Raw genomic sequence first — 16,157 nt, 5'->3', positions numbered from 1 at the left:
GCATCCGCTCAATTCCATATGAGCACACCGTGCCTATCCGGGCATGTGGAGCAGGCCGGCAGGAAGCTGGTCCCCTGTGGTGGGTTCCCCGTCGCGTCAGCGCCGGGTGGTCTTCTACTGGTGACCAGTGCTGGCGAGTCCCGCGGCATCCCCGCACGCTGAGATCTGCCTGTTCCTGCTCCTTCGCATCAAGCTCGTGCGCGAGACGCGCGTGCGAGCCTAAACAAAGAAGGAGAGACCTCTTGGAAGGTCCTGAAATCACCGCAGCCGAAGCCGTCCTCGACAACGGACGCTTCGGCACCCGCACCGTCCGGTTCGAGACCGGGCGACTCGCGCAGCAGGCGCAGGGCGCCGTCGCCGCGTACCTCGACGAGGAGACGATGCTGCTGTCGGCCACCAGCGCCGGCAAGCACCCTCGTGAGGGCTTCGACTTCTTCCCGTTGACCGTCGACGTCGAAGAGCGCTCGTACGCCGCGGGCAAGATCCCCGGCTCGTTCTTCCGCCGCGAGGGCCGCCCGTCGACCGAGGCGATCCTGGTGTGCCGTCTGATCGACCGCCCGCTGCGCCCGTCGTTCGTCGACGGCCTCCGCAACGAGGTGCAGATCGTCGTCACCGTGCTCTCGATCGCGCCGGGGGAGTTCTACGACGCCCTCGCGATCAACGCCGCCTCGCTGTCGACCCAGATCTCGGGTCTGCCGTTCTCCGGTCCGATCGCCGGCGTCCGCCTCGCGCTCGTCCCGGGCCACGGCGAGCACGCCGACCAGTGGGTCGCGTTCCCGAACGCCAAGCAGCTCGAGGAGGCCGTCTTCGACCTCATCGTCGCGGGCCGCGTGCTCGAAGACGGCGACGTCGCGATCATGATGGTCGAGGCCGAGGCCACCGAGCACAGCTGGAACCTCATCAAGGCCGGCGCCACCAAGCCGAGCGAAGAGATCGTCGCGCAGGGCCTCGAGGCCGCGAAGCCCTTCATCAAGGAGCTCGTCGCCGCGCAGAACGTCGTGGCGAACACCGCCGCGAAGGAGATCCAGGAGTACCCGGTCTTCCCGGCGTACAGCCAGGAGGTCTACGACTTCGTCGCCGGCCGTGCCTACGACGAGCTGGTGGGCATCTACCAGATCGCCGACAAGTCCGAGCGCAACAGCGCCGACGACGCGCTGCGCGACCGCGTGAAGGGCGAGCTGATCGCCGCGGTCGAGGCGAACGAGCTTCCGGCCGTCGCCACGATCGAGTTCTCGGCGGCCTACAAGTCGGTCACCAAGAAGATCGTCCGCGGCCGCATCCTCACCGAGGGCGTGCGCATCGACGGTCGCGGCCTGGCCGACATCCGCCCGCTCGACGCCGAGGTGCAGGTCATCCCGCGCGTCCACGGCTCGGCGATCTTCCAGCGCGGCGAGACCCAGATCCTGGGCGTCACCACGCTGAACATGCTCAAGATGGAGCAGCAGATCGACTCGCTGTCGCCCGTCACGCACAAGCGCTACATGCACCACTACAACTTCCCGCCCTACTCGACGGGTGAGACGGGTCGTGTGGGCAGCCCCAAGCGCCGCGAGATCGGCCACGGCTTCCTCGCCGAGCGTGCTCTCGTGCCGGTGCTTCCGGGGCGCGAGGAGTTCCCGTACGCGATCCGCCAGGTCTCCGAGGCGCTGAGCTCCAACGGCTCGACGTCGATGGGCTCGGTGTGCGCGTCGACGCTGTCGCTGCTGAACGCGGGCGTGCCGCTGCGCGCTCCCGTCGCCGGCATCGCGATGGGTCTCGTGTCCGACGAGGTCGACGGCCAGACCCGCTACGCCGCGCTGACCGACATCCTGGGTGCCGAGGACGCGCTCGGCGACATGGACTTCAAGGTCGCCGGCACGAGCGAGTTCGTCACCGCGATCCAGCTCGACACCAAGCTCGACGGCATCCCGTCGTCGGTGCTGTCGGCGGCGCTGACCCAGGCCAAGGAGGCTCGCCTCACGATCCTCGGCGTCCTGAACGCCGCCATCGACGGCCCGGACGAGATGGCCCCGACGGCGCCGCGCGTGATCAGCGTCCAGATCCCGGTCGACAAGATCGGCGAGCTGATCGGCCCGAAGGGCAAGACGATCAACGCGATCCAGGACGAGACCGGCGCCGACATCTCCATCGAGGAGGACGGCACCGTCTACATCGGCGCCGTCGACGGCCCGTCGGCCGAGGCCGCGCGCGCCCAGGTGAACGCGATCGCCAACCCCACCAACCCGGAGGTCGGCGAGCAGTTCCTGGGCACCGTCGTGAAGATCGCGACCTTCGGTGCGTTCATCTCGCTTCTTCCCGGCAAGGACGGCCTGCTGCACGTCAGCGAGGTCCGCAAGCTCGCCGGCGGAAAGCGGGTCGAGAACGTCGAGGACGTGCTGAACGTCGGTCAGAAGCTCCTGGTGCGCATCACCAAGATCGACGACCGCGGCAAGCTCTCCCTCGAGCCCGTGCTGGAGGAGGCTGCCGACCAGGAGGGTCGCGCGGCGGCCAGCGAGGGCCCGGAGGCTCCTGCCGAGGGCTGAGCGCAGCGATTCCCGGATGCCCGTCCTCTCCGCGCGGAGAGGACGGGCATCCGTCGTGATCAAAGCGTTATGTAATGTTTATCGGCAGTTCGCCTGTGCGGCCTGAGTGCGCGCCGCGCTGTCCTACCCTCTAAGTACGTGCCGGGGGGTGCGTCGGTGATCACGAGGCTCCCACCGAGTCGCGTGAGGGGGTGGCACATGGCTTATTTCGGCGTTGACTCGACGCTTCCGTCGACGAGCCCGGATGCCGCGGCCACCGGCTCTGCGCGTCAGGAGGCCGTGCGCGGGGTGCACCCGTCCGCCCCGATCCCGGTGCAGGGGCCGGGCGTGGGCAGCGAGGTGCGCGTCGCGCTCGACGAGAGCGGGCTCTCGGTGTTCCCCCTCATCCTCGGCGGTGCCGAGTTCGGCTGGAACGTCGACCTCGAGTCGAGCCACGCCATCCTCGACGCGTACGCGGAGCTCGGCGGCAACGCCGTGCACACGTCCGACAGCTTCTCGAGCGGCCGCAGCGAGCACATCATCGGGCAGTGGCTGCACTCGCGCGGGCTGCGCGACGACATCGTGCTCGCGGTGCGCGTGGGCGGTCACCCCGATAACCCCGGGCTCGGATCGGTCAATCTCGTGCGCGCCGTGGAGGCATCGCTGACCCGGTTGCGCACCGACCGGATCGATGTGCTGTACCTCGATGCGACCGCAGATCGCAAGACGGCGCTCGAAGACACGCTCGCGACCGCCGAGTGGCTGGTCGAGACGGGCAAGGTCCGCACGATCGGCGCGATGGGCTACGCGGCCGCGCAGCTGGTGGAGGCGCGGATCTTCGCGTCCGCGGGCTATCCGCGCATCACCGTGCTCGACGTCCCGTTCAACGTGCTCCGGCGCCACGAGTTCGACTCCGACCTGCGGCTGGTCGCAGGCGCCCAGGGCATGGCGGTGACGCCGTCGCACGCACTCGAGCACGGGTTCCTGGCGGGTCGGCTGCGCTCCAAGCAGCGCGGGTCGCTGTCAGTGCGCGGCGCGCAGCTCGCCGCGAACCTCAATCGCCGGGGCAACCGCACGCTGCGGGCCCTCGACGCGGTCGGCGCCGAGCTCGGCGTGCCCGACGCGGCCGTCGCGGTCGCCTGGCTGCTCGCCCAGAAGCTCGTCACGGCGCCGATCGTGAACGCCTATGCCCCCGGGCAGGTGGAGGAGCTCGTGCAGGGTGTCGGCGTGCGCCTGAGCCGTGCGCAGCTGGCCGACATCGCACGCGCCTCCGAGTAGCACGACGCCCGCTCGGCCGATCCGTCCACAGGCGGCGGAGGCGGCGTCCGCCGCGTGTCGTAGGGTGGATGAGGTGTCCCGCCGGGGCACGCGACCCCCGACGGAGTGAGCTGCGTGACGCACTACATCTATCTCGTGCGGCATGGCGAGCATCAGGATGCCGAGCACGGCCTCGTCGACGGACCTCTTTCGCCGCGCGGACGTCGCCAGGCGGCGCTGCTGGCGGACCGGCTGTCGGGCGTGCCGTTCGACGCGGTGTGGCATTCGCCGCTCGAACGTGCGAGCCAGACGGCGCGCGCGGTCGCCGAGCGGATGCCGTCGCTCTCGCCCGAGCCGTCCGCACTGCTGTTCGACTGCGTGCCGACCGGCATGACGGACGAGACACCCGCGGTGTTCGAGCCGTTCTTCGGTTCGGTCACCGAGGCCGAGATCGAGGCGGGCCGTGCGCAGATGGCGGACGCCGTGAGCGAGTTCCTGGTGCGCCGGCGCGGCGAGGTGCACGAGCTTCTCATCACCCACAACTTCGTGATCGCGTGGTTCGTGCGCGAGGTGCTGCAGGCGCCGGAGTGGCGCTGGATGACGCTCAACCAGGCCCACTGCGGGCTGACCGTCATCGCGCAGAAGCAGGGCCGCCCCTGGACGCTGCTCTCGCACAACGACATGTCGCATCTGCCCGTCGAACTGCGCACCGGGCTGCCCGAGCTCTACCCCGTCTGACCGCCGGGTAACGGTTCGGCAACGCTTCGCGGAGCCGTGTCAGGGAACGGGGCGGTCCGGACACATCCATTGTGACGGGGCTCATCCCAGGGCGGCTCAGGTAGGCCGCACAGCGACGTGCACTGTCCGCCGAGGCGGCGCGATCGACGCGAATCCGCCGAGGTGCTCGTCGTCCGTCCTCCCCCCCACGGAGTCGCCATGCGCTCAACCGCCCCCCTCGCCATCGCCGCCGTCGCCGTCCTCACGGCCGCACTCACCGCCTGTTCCGGGCCGGGCGCGGGTGAGGCGCCTGATCCCGCGGACTCGCCGCTGGGCAAGTACATGTCGGCGCTGTGGGGCGGAGACCTCTCCGAGAAGGAGCAGCAGGAGCGGTACGAGAAGGAGAACACGCAGCGCGAGGAGCTCATCGCGGAGTGCATGTCCGAAGAGGGCTTCGAGTACATCCCGGTCGTGCAGAACGGCGGCATCGTGTTCTCGGGCAGCGAATGGAACCCGGAGGACCGCGAATGGGTGGCCCAGTACGGGTACGGCATGGTCAACTTCCCCGGGCGCGACGATCCGGGTCCCACCGAGGAGTGGATCGACCCCAACCAGGACTACGTCATGAGCCTGTCCGAGTCGGAGCAGCAGGCCTACTACGAGACGCTGAGCGGACCGCCGATCCCCGACGATCAGCTGAACGAGGACGGATCGTACGAGTGGAACTGGGAGACGGCCGGCTGCTACGGGTACGCGCAGCACGAGATGGAGGGCGCGAACCCGGCGACCTCTGACGAGTTCGAGCCGCTCATGAAGGCCATCGAGGAGTTCTGGACCGAGATGCAGGAGTCGAACGCCTTCGACGAGATCGACGCCGAGTGGAGCGAGTGCATGGCCGACGCGGGCCACGCCGGCTACAAGACGCAGAGCGAAGCGCAGATGTCGTTCAACGACGAGCTCAACGAGTACTACGAGAACCAGACCGAGTGGATCGAGGACGACCCGGAACTGGCCGAGATCGGCGAGCGCGAGATCGAGCTCGCGCTCGTGGATCTCGACTGCCGCGAGAAGACCGGCTACCGCGCGGCGTACGCCCGGATCCAGTTCGCCCTGGAGGAGGAGTTCATCGCCGATCACCGGGCTGAGCTCGACGCACTGAAGGCGGCGGCGGAGCAGGGTCGCTGACGTGACGGAACCGCAGGAGCCCGGTGATCTGCTGTCCGGGGAGTCGGACGCGCCGCTCACGGGGGAGGAGCCCGGCCCGGACGATGCCGGCGCGACGGACGCCTTCGACGATCTGCTGACCCCGGACGGGTCGCCCGACGCCGACGCCGCGGTCGATGCGGAGACCGAGGGCGGAGACGAGGCCGAGGCGGCACCGCGCGTGGGCTGGGCCGCACGGTGGCGGCGCGTCTTCGACGGCAACCGGACGCTGTGGATCGTCGCGGCGATCGCGGTCGTGGCCCTCGTGGCCGGGCTGCTCGTCGGCCGCTTCGTCATCTCGCCGGCCGAGGCGGCCGCCCGCGCGGATCCGCCCGAGCCCGGCCTCATCACGGTGCCGGTGGAGTACGGCGCTCTCAGCAACGACGTCACGATCCGCGGCGAGGTCGGCTACGCCGACGCGGTCGAGGTGACCCTCGACACGTCGTCGCTGTCGGGCCCGGCGATCGTCACCGGGCGCGTCCCTGCGCCGGGGGCGGAGCTCGGCCCGCTGTCGATCGCCCTCGAGATCGCCGGCCGCCCGGTGATCGTGCTGCCGGGTGACCTGCCGGCCTACCGATCGCTGCGGTTCGGGATGTCGGGACCCGACGTCGCGCAGTTCAAGCAGGCGATGGCCGCGGTGGGCATCGACGCCGGGGATCCGGCATCCGACGTGTTCGACGCGGCCGCCGCGCAGGCGGTGATCGCACTCTACGAACGTGCCGGTTACACGCCTCCGCCCGCACCCGAGGGCGCCGACGAATCCGTGCGGTCCGCCGCCGAGGGCGTGACGGCGGCGCAGCAGTCGCTGACCGCGGCGAACGAGGAGCTCGCCGGTGCCGGATCCGGTGCGTCGGCGGTCGCGCTGCGCGAGGCCGACAATCAGGTCGCGAGCGCGCAGCGGCAGCTCGACGCGGCGAGGGCCGCCGATCCGGCCGATCCGCTCGTGGTCGCCGACCTCGAGGATGCCCTCGTCCTCGCGAAGCTCCGGCGGGACGAGATCGCGGCACCGCCTGACACGCGCATGCAGCGCGCTGCCGTGGATGCGGCGCGCGCACAGCTCGCGCAGGCTCAGGAGGCTCTGACGAAGGCCCGCGAGGATGCGCTGCCGCACCTGCCGTCGAGCGAGGTGCTGTACCTGGGGTCGCTTCCGCGGCGTGTGGATGCCGTCGCAGCGGCCCGCGGAGCGCTGTTGCAGGGTGTCGCGATGACCGTCTCGGGCGCGACCCTCGAGCTCACCGGCTCGGCCGCCGAGCCCGATGCGCGACTGCTCGAGGTCGGCGGCGAGGCCACGTTCGAGCTTCCGGACGGTGCCGTGCACCGAGCGGTGATCGCCGAGATCGTTCCCGGCGAGGGCTCGAGCGATCGATGGGCCATCGGCTTCACGCCGGATCCGCTCACGCCCGAGCAGATCATGCAGCTGCAGGGTGCGAACGTCCGCGTGTCGATCCCCGTCGGGGCGACAGCGGGCGACGTGCTGTACGTGCCGCTGGCCGCGGTGACTGCGGGCCCGGGCGGCGAGAGCCGCGTGGAGGTGGTCGAGGGCGATCCGCGCGAGGGCGGCCGCGCCCAGACGAGGCTCGTGGTCGTCGAGACGGGCCTCGCGGCCGATGGCTCGGTGGAAGTGCGACCGGGGGAGGACGCCCTGGAGGAGGGCGACCTCGTCGTGGTGGGCCGATGACGCATCCGCTGGTCGAGCTGCGCGATGTCACGCGCTCGTTCCCCGGACCGCCCGAGGTCCAGGCGCTCAAGGGTGCGTCACTGCGGATCGATCCGGGGGAGTACGTGTCGATCATCGGGCCGAGCGGGTCGGGCAAGTCGACGATGCTCAACATCCTGGGGCTGCTCGACCGCCCGAGCGTCGGCGAGTACCGCATCGAAGGACACCTCACCGGCGATCTCACCGAGGATCAGCGCGCCGCCGTGCGCGCCCACCGCATCGGCTTCGTGTTCCAGTCGTTCCATCTGATGGCCCGGCGGACCGTGCTCGACAACGTGCTGATGCCCATGCTCTACAGCGGCGTTCCCCGGGCCGAGCGGGAGCCGCGCGCACGGGAGGTGCTCGATCGGGTCGGGCTGCATCACCGCGTGGACTTCCTGCCCGGCACCCTGTCGGGCGGTGAGCGTCAACGTGTCGCGGTCGCGCGGGCGGTCGTGAGCCGTCCGAGCCTCGTGCTCGCCGACGAGCCGACCGGCAACCTCGACGCGAACACGACCGGGGGAGTGCTGGATCTGTTCGACGAGCTCAACGCCGAAGGTCTGACGCTCGTGGTCATCACGCACGACTCCGCCGTCGCGGCGCGGGCGCAGCGGCGGATCCGCATCGCGGACGGCCGGCTCCAGGAGGTGGCATGAGCACCGCGGTCGCCGACGGAGAAGAGGTGACGACGGATGCCGCACCCCTGCCAGGGGTCGCCGGTGCGTCGCCCGAGGCCTCCGGGAGCGAGGGCTCGGCCGACCCCCCGGCGGGAAGCATGCCGCTCGTGCCGAAGGCCGCCCGCGCCGACCGGTTCACGTTCGGCGATCTGCTCGTCGAGGCGACGGCCGACATCGGCACCCGCCCCGCGCGGCTGGCGATGACGGTCGCCGGCACGATCCTCGGCATCGGCGCCCTCGTCGCCACGCTCGGGTTCGCGCAGACGGCGGCGGGTCAGATCGCGCGCCAGTTCGATGCCGTCGCCGCCACGCAGGTGGTCGTCGAACCCGCGTCGGCCCGGACGGCCTCGGGATCGCAGGTCGCGACTTCCACGCTGCCGTGGGATTCTGCGGACCGCGTGACGCGCCTGGTCGGGGTCGAGGCGGCAGCACTCCTCGGAGAGGTCGATCTCGGCGAGGAGACGATCACGGCCGTGCCGGTGAACGATCCCTCGGCGCCGGCGGTGGCCTCCCCGCCGCTGGTGGGTGCGACCGCCGACCTGCTGGCGGTGACCGATGCGCGGCTGATCACCGGCCGCATGTTCGACTCCGGCCACGAGCTGCGCGGCGACCGCGTCGCGGTGCTCGGCGCCCGCGCGGCCGAGCGGCTGGGCGTGAACCGCGTCGACAGCCAGCCCTCGATCTTCGTGGCGGGCCTGGCATATGCCGTGATCGGCATCTTCGACGAACCGCAGCGGCGAGCCGATCTCCTCGACGCCGTCGTGATCCCGCTGTCGGCCGCGCGCGCCGACACCGCCCTCGCGGACGCCGACGAGCTCGTGATCCGGATCGCGCCGGGCGCGGGCCCGCAGGTCGCACGGCAGGCGGGCATCGCGCTCGCGCCCGACGCACCGGACTCCTTCGATGTGTCGGCGCCTGCCGGACGATCCGACCTCAGCAGCAGCGTGCAGGCAGACGTGAACGTCGTCTTCCTGATCCTCGGCGCCATCGTGCTGCTCGCGGGCGGCCTCGGGATCGCGAACGTGACCATGCTCACGGTGATGGAGCGCACGCCCGAGATCGGCCTGCGGCGCGCCCTGGGATCGACCGGACGGCAGATCGCGGCGCAGTTCGTGGTGGAGTCGATCGTCATCGGGCTGCTCGGCGGTCTCATCGGCGCTTCGCTCGGCGTCATGGCGGTCGTCGCCGTCTCGCTCCTGCAGCAGTGGACGCCGATCGTCGACCCCTTCGTCGCCGTCGGCGGTGCGCTGCTGGGGGCCGTCGTCGGGCTCGTGGCGGGAGGCATCCCGGCGCGCCGCGCCGCACGCATCGAGCCGGTCACCGCGCTGCGGTCGGCGTGAGACCGCGCGCTCAGAGCACCTTGGCGTACCAGCGTGTGGCGTTGGGGTTGTCGTTGTACGCGTCCGTCGGGACGAACCCGGTGCCGGCGTAGAGCGCGGCTGCCGCCTCGAGCGAATGGTGCGTGTCGAGCACGAGCTCCCGCGCGCCGAACGCGCGGGCGCGCGACTCGAGGTCGTCGATGAGCAGGCGGCCCCACCCTCGGCCGCGCGTCTCGGGCCGCAGGTACAGGTGCTTCACCTCGTAGCGCGTGCCGTGCGGACCGTCGGCGACCAGACGGATGCCGCCGCAGCCGACCGGCGCGCCCTCATCGTCGTCGAGCACGACGAAGACCCCCGCGGGCGGCACGAACGCCTCCGGGGCGGGGAAGGTCGTGCGATACGCCACGCCCAGGGCGGCGAAGCCGTCGGTGCGAGCCTGGAAGTACTCGGCGAGGAGCTCGTGCGCCTCGGGAGCGTCGACAGCGGCGGAACGGAGGATCACCACGTGTCCAGCGTAGGCGGCGCACGGGACGGGGCCGGCACGGGCACGCGCCTAGGATGGAGGCCATGACGACGCGCGTGGCCATCGTGGGCGGCACCGGCAAGCTCGGCGGGATCATCCGCGAGGTGGTCGAGTCCGAGCCCGGGTACGAGGTCGCCGCCGTGCTGTCGTCGCGGTCGGACCTGGCCGAGCTCGACGGCGCGGACCTGGTCGTCGACGCCTCGACGCCGGCGGTCTCGATCGATGTCGTGCGGGCGGCGATCGCGCGCGGCATCAACGTGCTGGTCGGCACGTCGGGGTGGTCGGCCGAGCGCATCGCCCTCATCCGTCCGCTCGTCGACGACGCCGGCGCCGGTGCGGTGTTCATCCCCAACTTCTCGCTCGGCTCCGTGCTCGGGTCGGCGCTCGCCGCCGCCGCCGCGCCGTTCTTCCCGTCGATCGAGATCGTCGAGGCCCACCGCGAGACCAAGATCGACTCGCCGAGCGGCACCGCCGTGCGCACCGCCGAGCTGATCGCCGCGGCGCGCGCGGACGTGGGCCCGGTCGAGTCGCCGCACGTCGACCAGCGCGCCCGCGGGCAGCAGGTGGCCAGCGTGCCCGTCCATTCGCTGCGCCGGCCGGGTGTCGTCGCGCGGCAGGAGACGATCCTCTCCGGTGCGGGGGAGTCGCTCACCATCGTGCACGACACCACCGAGCCGGCGCCGGCGTATGCCCCCGGCATCCGTCTCGCCCTCGGTGCGGCCCGTGACGCGAAGGGTGTCGTCGTGGGTCTCGACAGCCTCATCGACATCGGGGTGGGCAGGCCTGCGCGCGTCGCGGACGCCGCGCCGGTCGCGGAGGGCGGCGTGCCCGGTCAGGTCGCGCGGACCACCGGCGCATGAGCGTGCGCATCGGCGTCGCCGTGATGGCGGCGCTGCTCGCCCTGTACATCGTGCTGGTCGGGCAACGCGCGTGGATCCTGCTCACCAGCGGCGATCCCGTCGGCGTGGCGATGGGACTCGGGCTCGCCGTGCTGCCGCTGCTGGCGGCGTGGGGCCTCGCGCGCGAGCTGCATTTCGGCGCCCGCGCGCAGCAGCTGGGTCGCCGGCTCGAACAGGAGGATGCGCTGCCTCAGGACGAGGTCGCGGTGCGTCCGAGCGGGCGCATCGTGCGCGAGGACGGGGATGCCCTCTTCCCGCGGTATCGCGACGACGTCGAGGCTCATCCCGACGACTGGCGCTCGTGGTACCGCCTGGGCCTCGCCTACGATGCCGCGGGCGATCGGCGACGTGCCCGCGAGGCGGTGCGGAAGGCCATCCGGCTCGAGCACGCCGACCGCCCCTGAATCGGGGGTGGCGGTCGCACCTCACCGGGTCGGCGTGCGAAAACACACCTCGGTGACGGCGACACGCCGGCGACGGATGCCTCGACCCGGCGTGTCGCGCGACGGGGGTGACTTTTCGCACATACGTGATCGCCGCACGGCTCAGTCGGGTGCGGGGACGACGGCGGCCACGGCATCCTCCATCGTCGCGTGCGTGAAGGAGAACCCGGACCGCTGCAGCGCCTCGGGCACGACGTGCATGTCGGAGGTGAGGAGCGCTTCTGTCGCATCGCGGCCGAGCACGAGCCTCAGCGCCCACTCGGGCGCGCGCAGGAGGTAGGGCCGGTTCATGCGCACCGCGACGGCGAACCCCAGGTCGTTCGCCGTCGCCCGGGTGGGCCCTGCCAGATTCACCGGGCCCTCGAGGCGCATCTGGATGACGTGGCGGATGGCCCGGACCTCGTCGTCGAGCGAGATCCACGGCCAGACCTGGGTGCCTCGGCCGATCGGACCGCCCGCACCGAGACGCGTGAGCAGCAGAAGCGGCTTCAGCACGCCCTCGGGGTGCACGATGGGCGCCGTACGCACCAGGGCGACGCGGGCGTCCGGGCCGGCACCGAGCGCCGCGCCCTCCCACTCGCCGCACAGGTCGGCGAGGAACGACTCGCCGCGCTGCGCCTGCTCGGTCAGGCGTGCCCCCGGCGCCGAGCCGTAGTAGCCGACCGCTGACGCCGAGACGAAGTGCGGGGCGGCGCGGCCGAGCTCGCGCACCGCGCGTGCGAGCGCGCGCGTCGGGCTGACGCGCGACCACACCAGCGTGGACTTGTACGCGCGGGTCCACGGGAAACGCCCGATGCTGGCTCCGTTCAGGCCCACGACGGCGTCGGCGTGCTCGAGCACCGCCGGGTCGAGGGGAGCGGGACTCGTCAGCCACTCGACCTCGTCGTCGCGTTCGGGCGGGCGCCGCACCAGAGTCGTCACCGCCACTCCGTCGGCGCGGAGGCTCTCGACCAGCGCCGAGCCGACCAGGCCGGACGACCCGCCCACGACCACCCGCCGCAGCGGCGCCGGGCCCCGGCCGTCAGCCGTCGAACCTTCAGGCAAGCGTCGCCTCGAGCGTGATCTCGATGCCCGCGAGGGCCTGCGAGACGGGGCATCCGGCCTTGGCCTCCTGCGCGATGCGCTCGAAGTCCTCCGGCTCGATGCCGGGCACGACGGCGTTGACGTTCAGGTGGCTGCCGGTGATGCCGGTGCCGGGCTTGAACGTGACGGATGCCGTGGTCTCGATCGACTCCGGGGGCGTGCCGTTGCTCGCCAGGGCGCCCGACAGCGCCATGCAGAAGCACGACGAGTGGGCGGCGGCGATGAGTTCTTCGGGGGTCGTCGTCGAGGTCGAGCCTTCGCTCCGGGCCTTCCAGTTGACGTCGAAGGTGCCGAGGCCGGACGAGACGAGCGTGACCTCGCCGGAGCCGTCGGTCAGGCCGCCCTTCCAGGCGGTGCTGGCTTCGCTCGTGACGGTCATGGGTGCCTCCTCGCTCGGGGAACGCCCGCGTTCCGGGCGTCTCGCGGTCAGCCTAACGGCGACGGATGCCGCGGCGCGACGGGTTGACGCCGATGCCCGGGGTGCGCTCAGGCGGCGGCCGGGCGCCGGCGCCCCACGATGCCGGCGCGCTGCAGGAGCAGGTACAGCTGGCAGCCGAGGCACAGGCCGAAGGCGGCGTTGAGGAACGCCGCCACGAAGGCCGCCGCCGCCGCGATCACGAGGGCCCAAGGCACGCCGGCGAGGTCGAGAAGGAGGCCGATACTGACGACGAACAGCCCGACGCCCTGCGCGAATCGCGGCGGGCGCGGGTCTTCGAGCTCCTTCGGAGGAGCCAGGCGCGGCGCGACGGCCTTGCGGTACAGCACGGCCCACGGCGCGGTACGCGGCGAGAGCGTGCCCCACAGGAACAGCAGCGCGGTCACGAGCAGGAGGAGGAAAGCGGGGTCGAGGATGCGCTGGAGGGGCGTCGCGAACGTGATGAGCCAGGCCGTCTGCCCGGCGACGAATGCGAAATCCACTCCGCCGAACCAAGCGAACGGCACCGCCCCGACCTGAGCCGTGGAAAGCCCTGTCAGCCCGAGGAACAGCACGATCAGCAGCAGCACCGAGGTGATGCCCGCCGCGAAGCGGGGGCCTCGGGGATCGATGCCGCGCGGGGCCGAGGCATCCGTCGTCTCAGACATTCGCGCCCTCCGCGATCAGTCGGTTCAGTTCGAGCTCGAGCACGTCGCGGCTGGGCGCGCCGCCGAACCGGGTCTGCACGACGCCGTGGCGGTCGAGCACGAGCGTGGTGGGCGTCTGCAGCACGCGGAAGTGCTTCGCGATGTCGGGGCGATGCGTCAGATCGACGTCGAGGTGACGCACGCCGTCGTGGCCGTCGGCGATCTCGCCCAGCGTGCGGTGGACGCCCGGGCAGCGGGCGCACAGCTCGGTGCTGAACTGCAGCAGCGTGGCGACCTCGCCGAGCCCGTCGGCCCCGAGACGGTGCGGATCGACCACCTCGTGCTCGACGTGCCGCTGCGGCCGGGACTGCCGCCACGTGAGGTAGACGCCGAAAGCCACCGTCGCCGCGAGGAGGGCGGCGAGGGCGATCAGAGCGCCGACGAGGTTCACAGCAGATCAGGCTAACCGTTTTCTCCTGGACAGTGGCCGTATCCGCGAATATGACGCTCCGGCGTCACACGCCCGAGTGTCGGCCGGCGCGGGTATCGTGGCAGCCGTGACGACGCCGACCCCGACTCCGTACGAAGACCTGCTGCGCGACGTTCTGGAGCACGGCACCCACAAGGACGACCGGACGGGCACGGGCACGACCAGCGCGTTCGGCCGCCAGATCCGCTTCGACCTGTCGCAGGGGTTCCCCCTCATCACGACCAAGCGCGTGCATTTCAAGTCGATCGCTTACGAGCTGCTGTGGTTCCTCCGCGGCGAGTCGAACGTGCGGTGGCTGCAGGAGCACGGCGTGACCATCTGGGACGAGTGGGCCGACGTCGACGGCGAGCTGGGTCCGGTCTACGGGGTCCAGTGGCGCTCATGGCCGACGCCGTCGGGCGAGCACATCGATCAGATCCAGCTGGTGCTCGACCAGATCCGCGCGAACCCCGACTCGCGGCGCCTGATCGTGTCGGCGTGGAACCCCGCCGACATCCCCGACATGGCACTCGCGCCATGCCACGCGATGTTCCAGTTCTACGTGGCCGACGGCCGCCTCTCGTGCCAGCTGTACCAGCGCAGCGCCGACCTCTTCCTCGGCGTGCCGTTCAACATCGCCTCCTACGCCCTGCTCACGCTCATGGTGGCCCAGCAGGCGGGTCTCGAGCCGGGAGACTTCGTGTGGACGGGCGGCGACTGCCACATCTACGACAACCACCTCGAGCAGGTGCGGGAGCAGCTCACGCGCGATCCGTACCCGTACCCGACGCTGCGGCTGGCGCGCACGCCCGCGTCGATCTTCGACTACACGTTCGAGGACTTCGTGCTCGAGGACTACCGGCATCACCCCGCCATCCGCGCCGCGGTGGCCGTGTGACCGCTCGCATCGGCCTCATCTGGGCCGAGGCCCGGGGCGGCGTGATCGGCGCGCGCGGCGGCATGCCGTGGCACGTTCCCGAAGACCTCGCGCACTTCAAGAGCACGACTCTCGGCGCGCCCGTGGTGATGGGCCGCCGCACGTGGGAGTCGTTCCCCGAGCGGTTCCGTCCGCTGCCGGGGCGCCGCAACATCGTGGTGACCCGCCAGGACGACTGGACGGTCCCCCCAGCGCCCGACGCCCCCGACGCTCCGACCGCGTTGTCCGGAGCCTCCGGGCGAGTAGGTCCGGGCAGCGCCGAGCGGGCCGCCTCGCTCGAGGCCGCGCTCGCGGCGGCGCGTGAGACGGATCCGGAATGGATCTGGATCATCGGCGGCGGGCAGCTCTACCGCGAGGCGATCCCGCTCGCCGATCGGCTCGACGTGACCGAGCTCGATCTCGACGTCGACGGCGACACGCGCGCGCCCGACCGCACCGGGTGGCGGACCGTGAGCGCCGACCCCGCGGGCGGCTGGCACACCTCGCGCACCGGCATCCGGTATCGGTTCCTCGTGCAGGAGCGCGCCACGTAGGCTGACGCGCATGGCGACGGCGTTGATCACCGGGGCGAGCTCGGGACTCGGGGCGGAGTACGCGCGGCAGCTGGCCGCCAGGGGAGCGGATCTGGTGCTCGTGGCGCGGGACCGCGGTGCCCTCGACACGCTCGCCTCGGAGCTCGGGGCGGCGCACGGCGTCGACGTCGAGGTGCTCGCCGCGGACCTGCTCGACGCGTCCCAGCGCGCCGTCGTCGAGGAGCGCGTCGCCGCCGACGAGCGACCGATCGAGCTCCTCGTCAACAACGCCGGCTTCGGGCTGCCCCTGGCCTTCGAGCGCAACGACATCGACGACGAGGTGCGGCATCTGCGGCTGCACGTCGAGGTGCCGATGCGCCTCGCCCACGCGGCGCTCGGGGCGATGCTCGCGCGCGGTCATGGACGGATCCTCAACGTCGCCTCGGTCGCGGCGTTCATCCCGCGCTCCACCTACGGCGCGTGCAAGGGGTGGCTCGTGAGCTTCAGCCGCTGGGCGAACGGCCGCTACCGGCCGCGCGGCGTCTCGGTGACCGCGGTGTGCCCGGGCTTCACGCACACCGACTTCCACGAACGCATGGGGCTGCCTCCGGGCGTGGAGGGGATCCCCGGCGCGTTGTGGCTCGACGCGCGCGACGTGGTGGCCCAGTCGCTGCGCGACGCGTCGCGAGGCGCCGCGGTCTCGGTGCCGTCGCTGCGCTACAAGGCGCTCGTCGCGCTGGCGCGCATCGCGCCACCGGGCCTGGCCGCACGGGTGGGTGCACGCGGGCGCTGAGTCGCCGTCGCGCGCCGTCGCCGGCCCTCGCGCGCCGGGACCGTCGTGCACGGCGGTCGCGGCATC

The 16,157-nt window shown here is 71.8% G+C and carries 17 protein-coding genes; 12 read left to right on the top strand and 5 right to left on the bottom strand.

Annotated elements, in window-relative coordinates; all coding sequences use genetic code 11:
* Positions 1–242 precede the first annotated feature (242 nt).
* The 7 genes from IM778_RS10895 (at position 243) to IM778_RS10865 (ending at position 9,391) form a co-directional block, all read left to right on the top strand.
* Entirely contained in the window at positions 243–2,522 is a 2,280-nt protein-coding gene (locus tag IM778_RS10895; RefSeq protein ID WP_194408917.1) for a polyribonucleotide nucleotidyltransferase, read from the top strand.
* 198 nt (positions 2,523–2,720) lie between these two features.
* Positions 2,721–3,779 (top strand): aldo/keto reductase, encoded by a 1,059-nt coding sequence (locus tag IM778_RS10890; protein WP_194408916.1) that lies wholly within the window; start codon positions 2,721–2,723, stop codon positions 3,777–3,779.
* A gap of 114 nt (positions 3,780–3,893) precedes the next feature.
* Complete coding sequence (locus IM778_RS10885; protein ID WP_194408915.1) at positions 3,894–4,496, top strand: histidine phosphatase family protein; 603 nt, start codon at positions 3,894–3,896, stop codon at positions 4,494–4,496.
* A 198-nt stretch (positions 4,497–4,694) separates the two neighbouring features.
* Positions 4,695–5,660, top strand: coding sequence for a hypothetical protein (locus tag IM778_RS10880; protein WP_194408914.1), 966 nt, complete (start codon positions 4,695–4,697; stop codon positions 5,658–5,660).
* A gap of 1 nt (position 5,661) precedes the next feature.
* On the top strand, positions 5,662–7,356 hold the full coding sequence (locus tag IM778_RS10875; protein WP_228484507.1) for an efflux RND transporter periplasmic adaptor subunit: 1,695 nt from the start codon (positions 5,662–5,664) through the stop codon (positions 7,354–7,356).
* Complete coding sequence (locus tag IM778_RS10870) at positions 7,353–8,030, top strand: ABC transporter ATP-binding protein (RefSeq protein WP_194408913.1); 678 nt, start codon at positions 7,353–7,355, stop codon at positions 8,028–8,030. The genes IM778_RS10875 and IM778_RS10870 overlap by 4 nt, the downstream gene beginning before the upstream one ends.
* A gap of 119 nt (positions 8,031–8,149) precedes the next feature.
* Positions 8,150–9,391: an ABC transporter permease gene (locus IM778_RS10865; RefSeq protein ID WP_194411833.1), complete on the top strand. Its 1,242-nt coding sequence runs from the start codon at positions 8,150–8,152 to the stop codon at positions 9,389–9,391.
* A gap of 10 nt (positions 9,392–9,401) precedes the next feature.
* Here the strand turns inward: IM778_RS10865 and IM778_RS10860 are convergent, their stop codons facing one another.
* On the bottom strand, positions 9,402–9,875 hold the full coding sequence (locus IM778_RS10860) for a GNAT family N-acetyltransferase (RefSeq protein WP_194408912.1): 474 nt from the start codon (positions 9,873–9,875) through the stop codon (positions 9,402–9,404).
* Positions 9,876–9,937: 62 nt separating this feature from the next.
* On the opposite strand from IM778_RS10860, the gene dapB reads away from it, so the two are divergent.
* Both dapB and IM778_RS10850 read left to right on the top strand, forming a co-directional pair.
* On the top strand, positions 9,938–10,753 hold the full coding sequence (gene dapB, locus IM778_RS10855; RefSeq protein ID WP_194408911.1) for a 4-hydroxy-tetrahydrodipicolinate reductase: 816 nt from the start codon (positions 9,938–9,940) through the stop codon (positions 10,751–10,753).
* Entirely contained in the window at positions 10,750–11,196 is a 447-nt protein-coding gene (locus IM778_RS10850) for a hypothetical protein (protein WP_194408910.1), read from the top strand. Before dapB ends, IM778_RS10850 begins: the two co-directional genes overlap by 4 nt.
* 141 nt (positions 11,197–11,337) lie before the next feature.
* Here IM778_RS10850 and IM778_RS10845 read toward each other — a convergent pair whose 3' ends face one another.
* The 4 genes from IM778_RS10845 to IM778_RS10830 all read right to left on the bottom strand — a co-directional run bounded on the left by IM778_RS10845 (position 11,338) and on the right by IM778_RS10830 (position 13,831).
* Positions 11,338–12,279, bottom strand: coding sequence for a TIGR01777 family oxidoreductase (locus IM778_RS10845; RefSeq protein WP_228484506.1), 942 nt, complete (start codon positions 12,277–12,279; stop codon positions 11,338–11,340).
* On the bottom strand, positions 12,272–12,697 hold the full coding sequence (locus IM778_RS10840) for an OsmC family peroxiredoxin (protein WP_194408909.1): 426 nt from the start codon (positions 12,695–12,697) through the stop codon (positions 12,272–12,274). Before IM778_RS10840 ends, IM778_RS10845 begins: the two co-directional genes overlap by 8 nt.
* A gap of 107 nt (positions 12,698–12,804) precedes the next feature.
* On the bottom strand, positions 12,805–13,401 hold the full coding sequence (locus IM778_RS10835; protein ID WP_194408908.1) for a DUF4395 domain-containing protein: 597 nt from the start codon (positions 13,399–13,401) through the stop codon (positions 12,805–12,807).
* Complete coding sequence (locus IM778_RS10830; protein ID WP_194408907.1) at positions 13,394–13,831, bottom strand: TlpA family protein disulfide reductase; 438 nt, start codon at positions 13,829–13,831, stop codon at positions 13,394–13,396. The genes IM778_RS10835 and IM778_RS10830 overlap by 8 nt, the downstream gene beginning before the upstream one ends.
* A gap of 106 nt (positions 13,832–13,937) precedes the next feature.
* On the opposite strand from IM778_RS10830, the gene IM778_RS10825 reads away from it, so the two are divergent.
* Genes IM778_RS10825 through IM778_RS10815 form a run of 3 tightly spaced genes read left to right on the top strand, consistent with a single transcriptional unit; the run spans position 13,938 to position 16,091 of the window.
* Positions 13,938–14,747 (top strand): thymidylate synthase, encoded by an 810-nt coding sequence (locus tag IM778_RS10825; RefSeq protein ID WP_194408906.1) that lies wholly within the window; start codon positions 13,938–13,940, stop codon positions 14,745–14,747.
* Entirely contained in the window at positions 14,744–15,319 is a 576-nt protein-coding gene (locus IM778_RS10820) for a dihydrofolate reductase (protein ID WP_194408905.1), read from the top strand. Before IM778_RS10825 ends, IM778_RS10820 begins: the two co-directional genes overlap by 4 nt.
* A gap of 10 nt (positions 15,320–15,329) precedes the next feature.
* Entirely contained in the window at positions 15,330–16,091 is a 762-nt protein-coding gene (locus tag IM778_RS10815) for an SDR family NAD(P)-dependent oxidoreductase (protein ID WP_194408904.1), read from the top strand.
* The last annotated feature ends 66 nt before the right edge of the window (positions 16,092–16,157 follow it).

It is taken from the genome of Microbacterium cremeum, assembly GCF_015277855.1.
Classification (GTDB): domain Bacteria; phylum Actinomycetota; class Actinomycetes; order Actinomycetales; family Microbacteriaceae; genus Microbacterium; species Microbacterium cremeum.
The sequence above is the reverse complement of the archived record's forward strand: the minus strand, read 5'-3'. Positions and strand labels throughout refer to the sequence as shown.

Bases quoted from the DNA above. Each gene is read 5' to 3' on its own strand.
- IM778_RS10890 (WP_194408916.1), top strand. From the start codon at position 2,721: ATGGCTTATTTCGGCGTTGACTCGACGCTTCCGTCGACGAGCCCGGAT.
- IM778_RS10880 (WP_194408914.1), top strand. From the start codon at position 4,695: ATGCGCTCAACCGCCCCCCTCGCCATCGCCGCCGTCGCCGTCCTCACG.
- IM778_RS10870 (WP_194408913.1), top strand. From the start codon at position 7,353: ATGACGCATCCGCTGGTCGAGCTGCGCGATGTCACGCGCTCGTTCCCC.
- IM778_RS10865 (WP_194411833.1), top strand. From the start codon at position 8,150: ATGCCGCTCGTGCCGAAGGCCGCCCGCGCCGACCGGTTCACGTTCGGC.
- dapB (WP_194408911.1), top strand. From the start codon at position 9,938: ATGACGACGCGCGTGGCCATCGTGGGCGGCACCGGCAAGCTCGGCGGG.
- IM778_RS10850 (WP_194408910.1), top strand. From the start codon at position 10,750: ATGAGCGTGCGCATCGGCGTCGCCGTGATGGCGGCGCTGCTCGCCCTG.
- IM778_RS10840 (WP_194408909.1), bottom strand. From the start codon at position 12,697: ATGACCGTCACGAGCGAAGCCAGCACCGCCTGGAAGGGCGGCCTGACC.
- IM778_RS10835 (WP_194408908.1), bottom strand. From the start codon at position 13,401: ATGTCTGAGACGACGGATGCCTCGGCCCCGCGCGGCATCGATCCCCGA.
- IM778_RS10815 (WP_194408904.1), top strand. From the start codon at position 15,330: ATGGCGACGGCGTTGATCACCGGGGCGAGCTCGGGACTCGGGGCGGAG.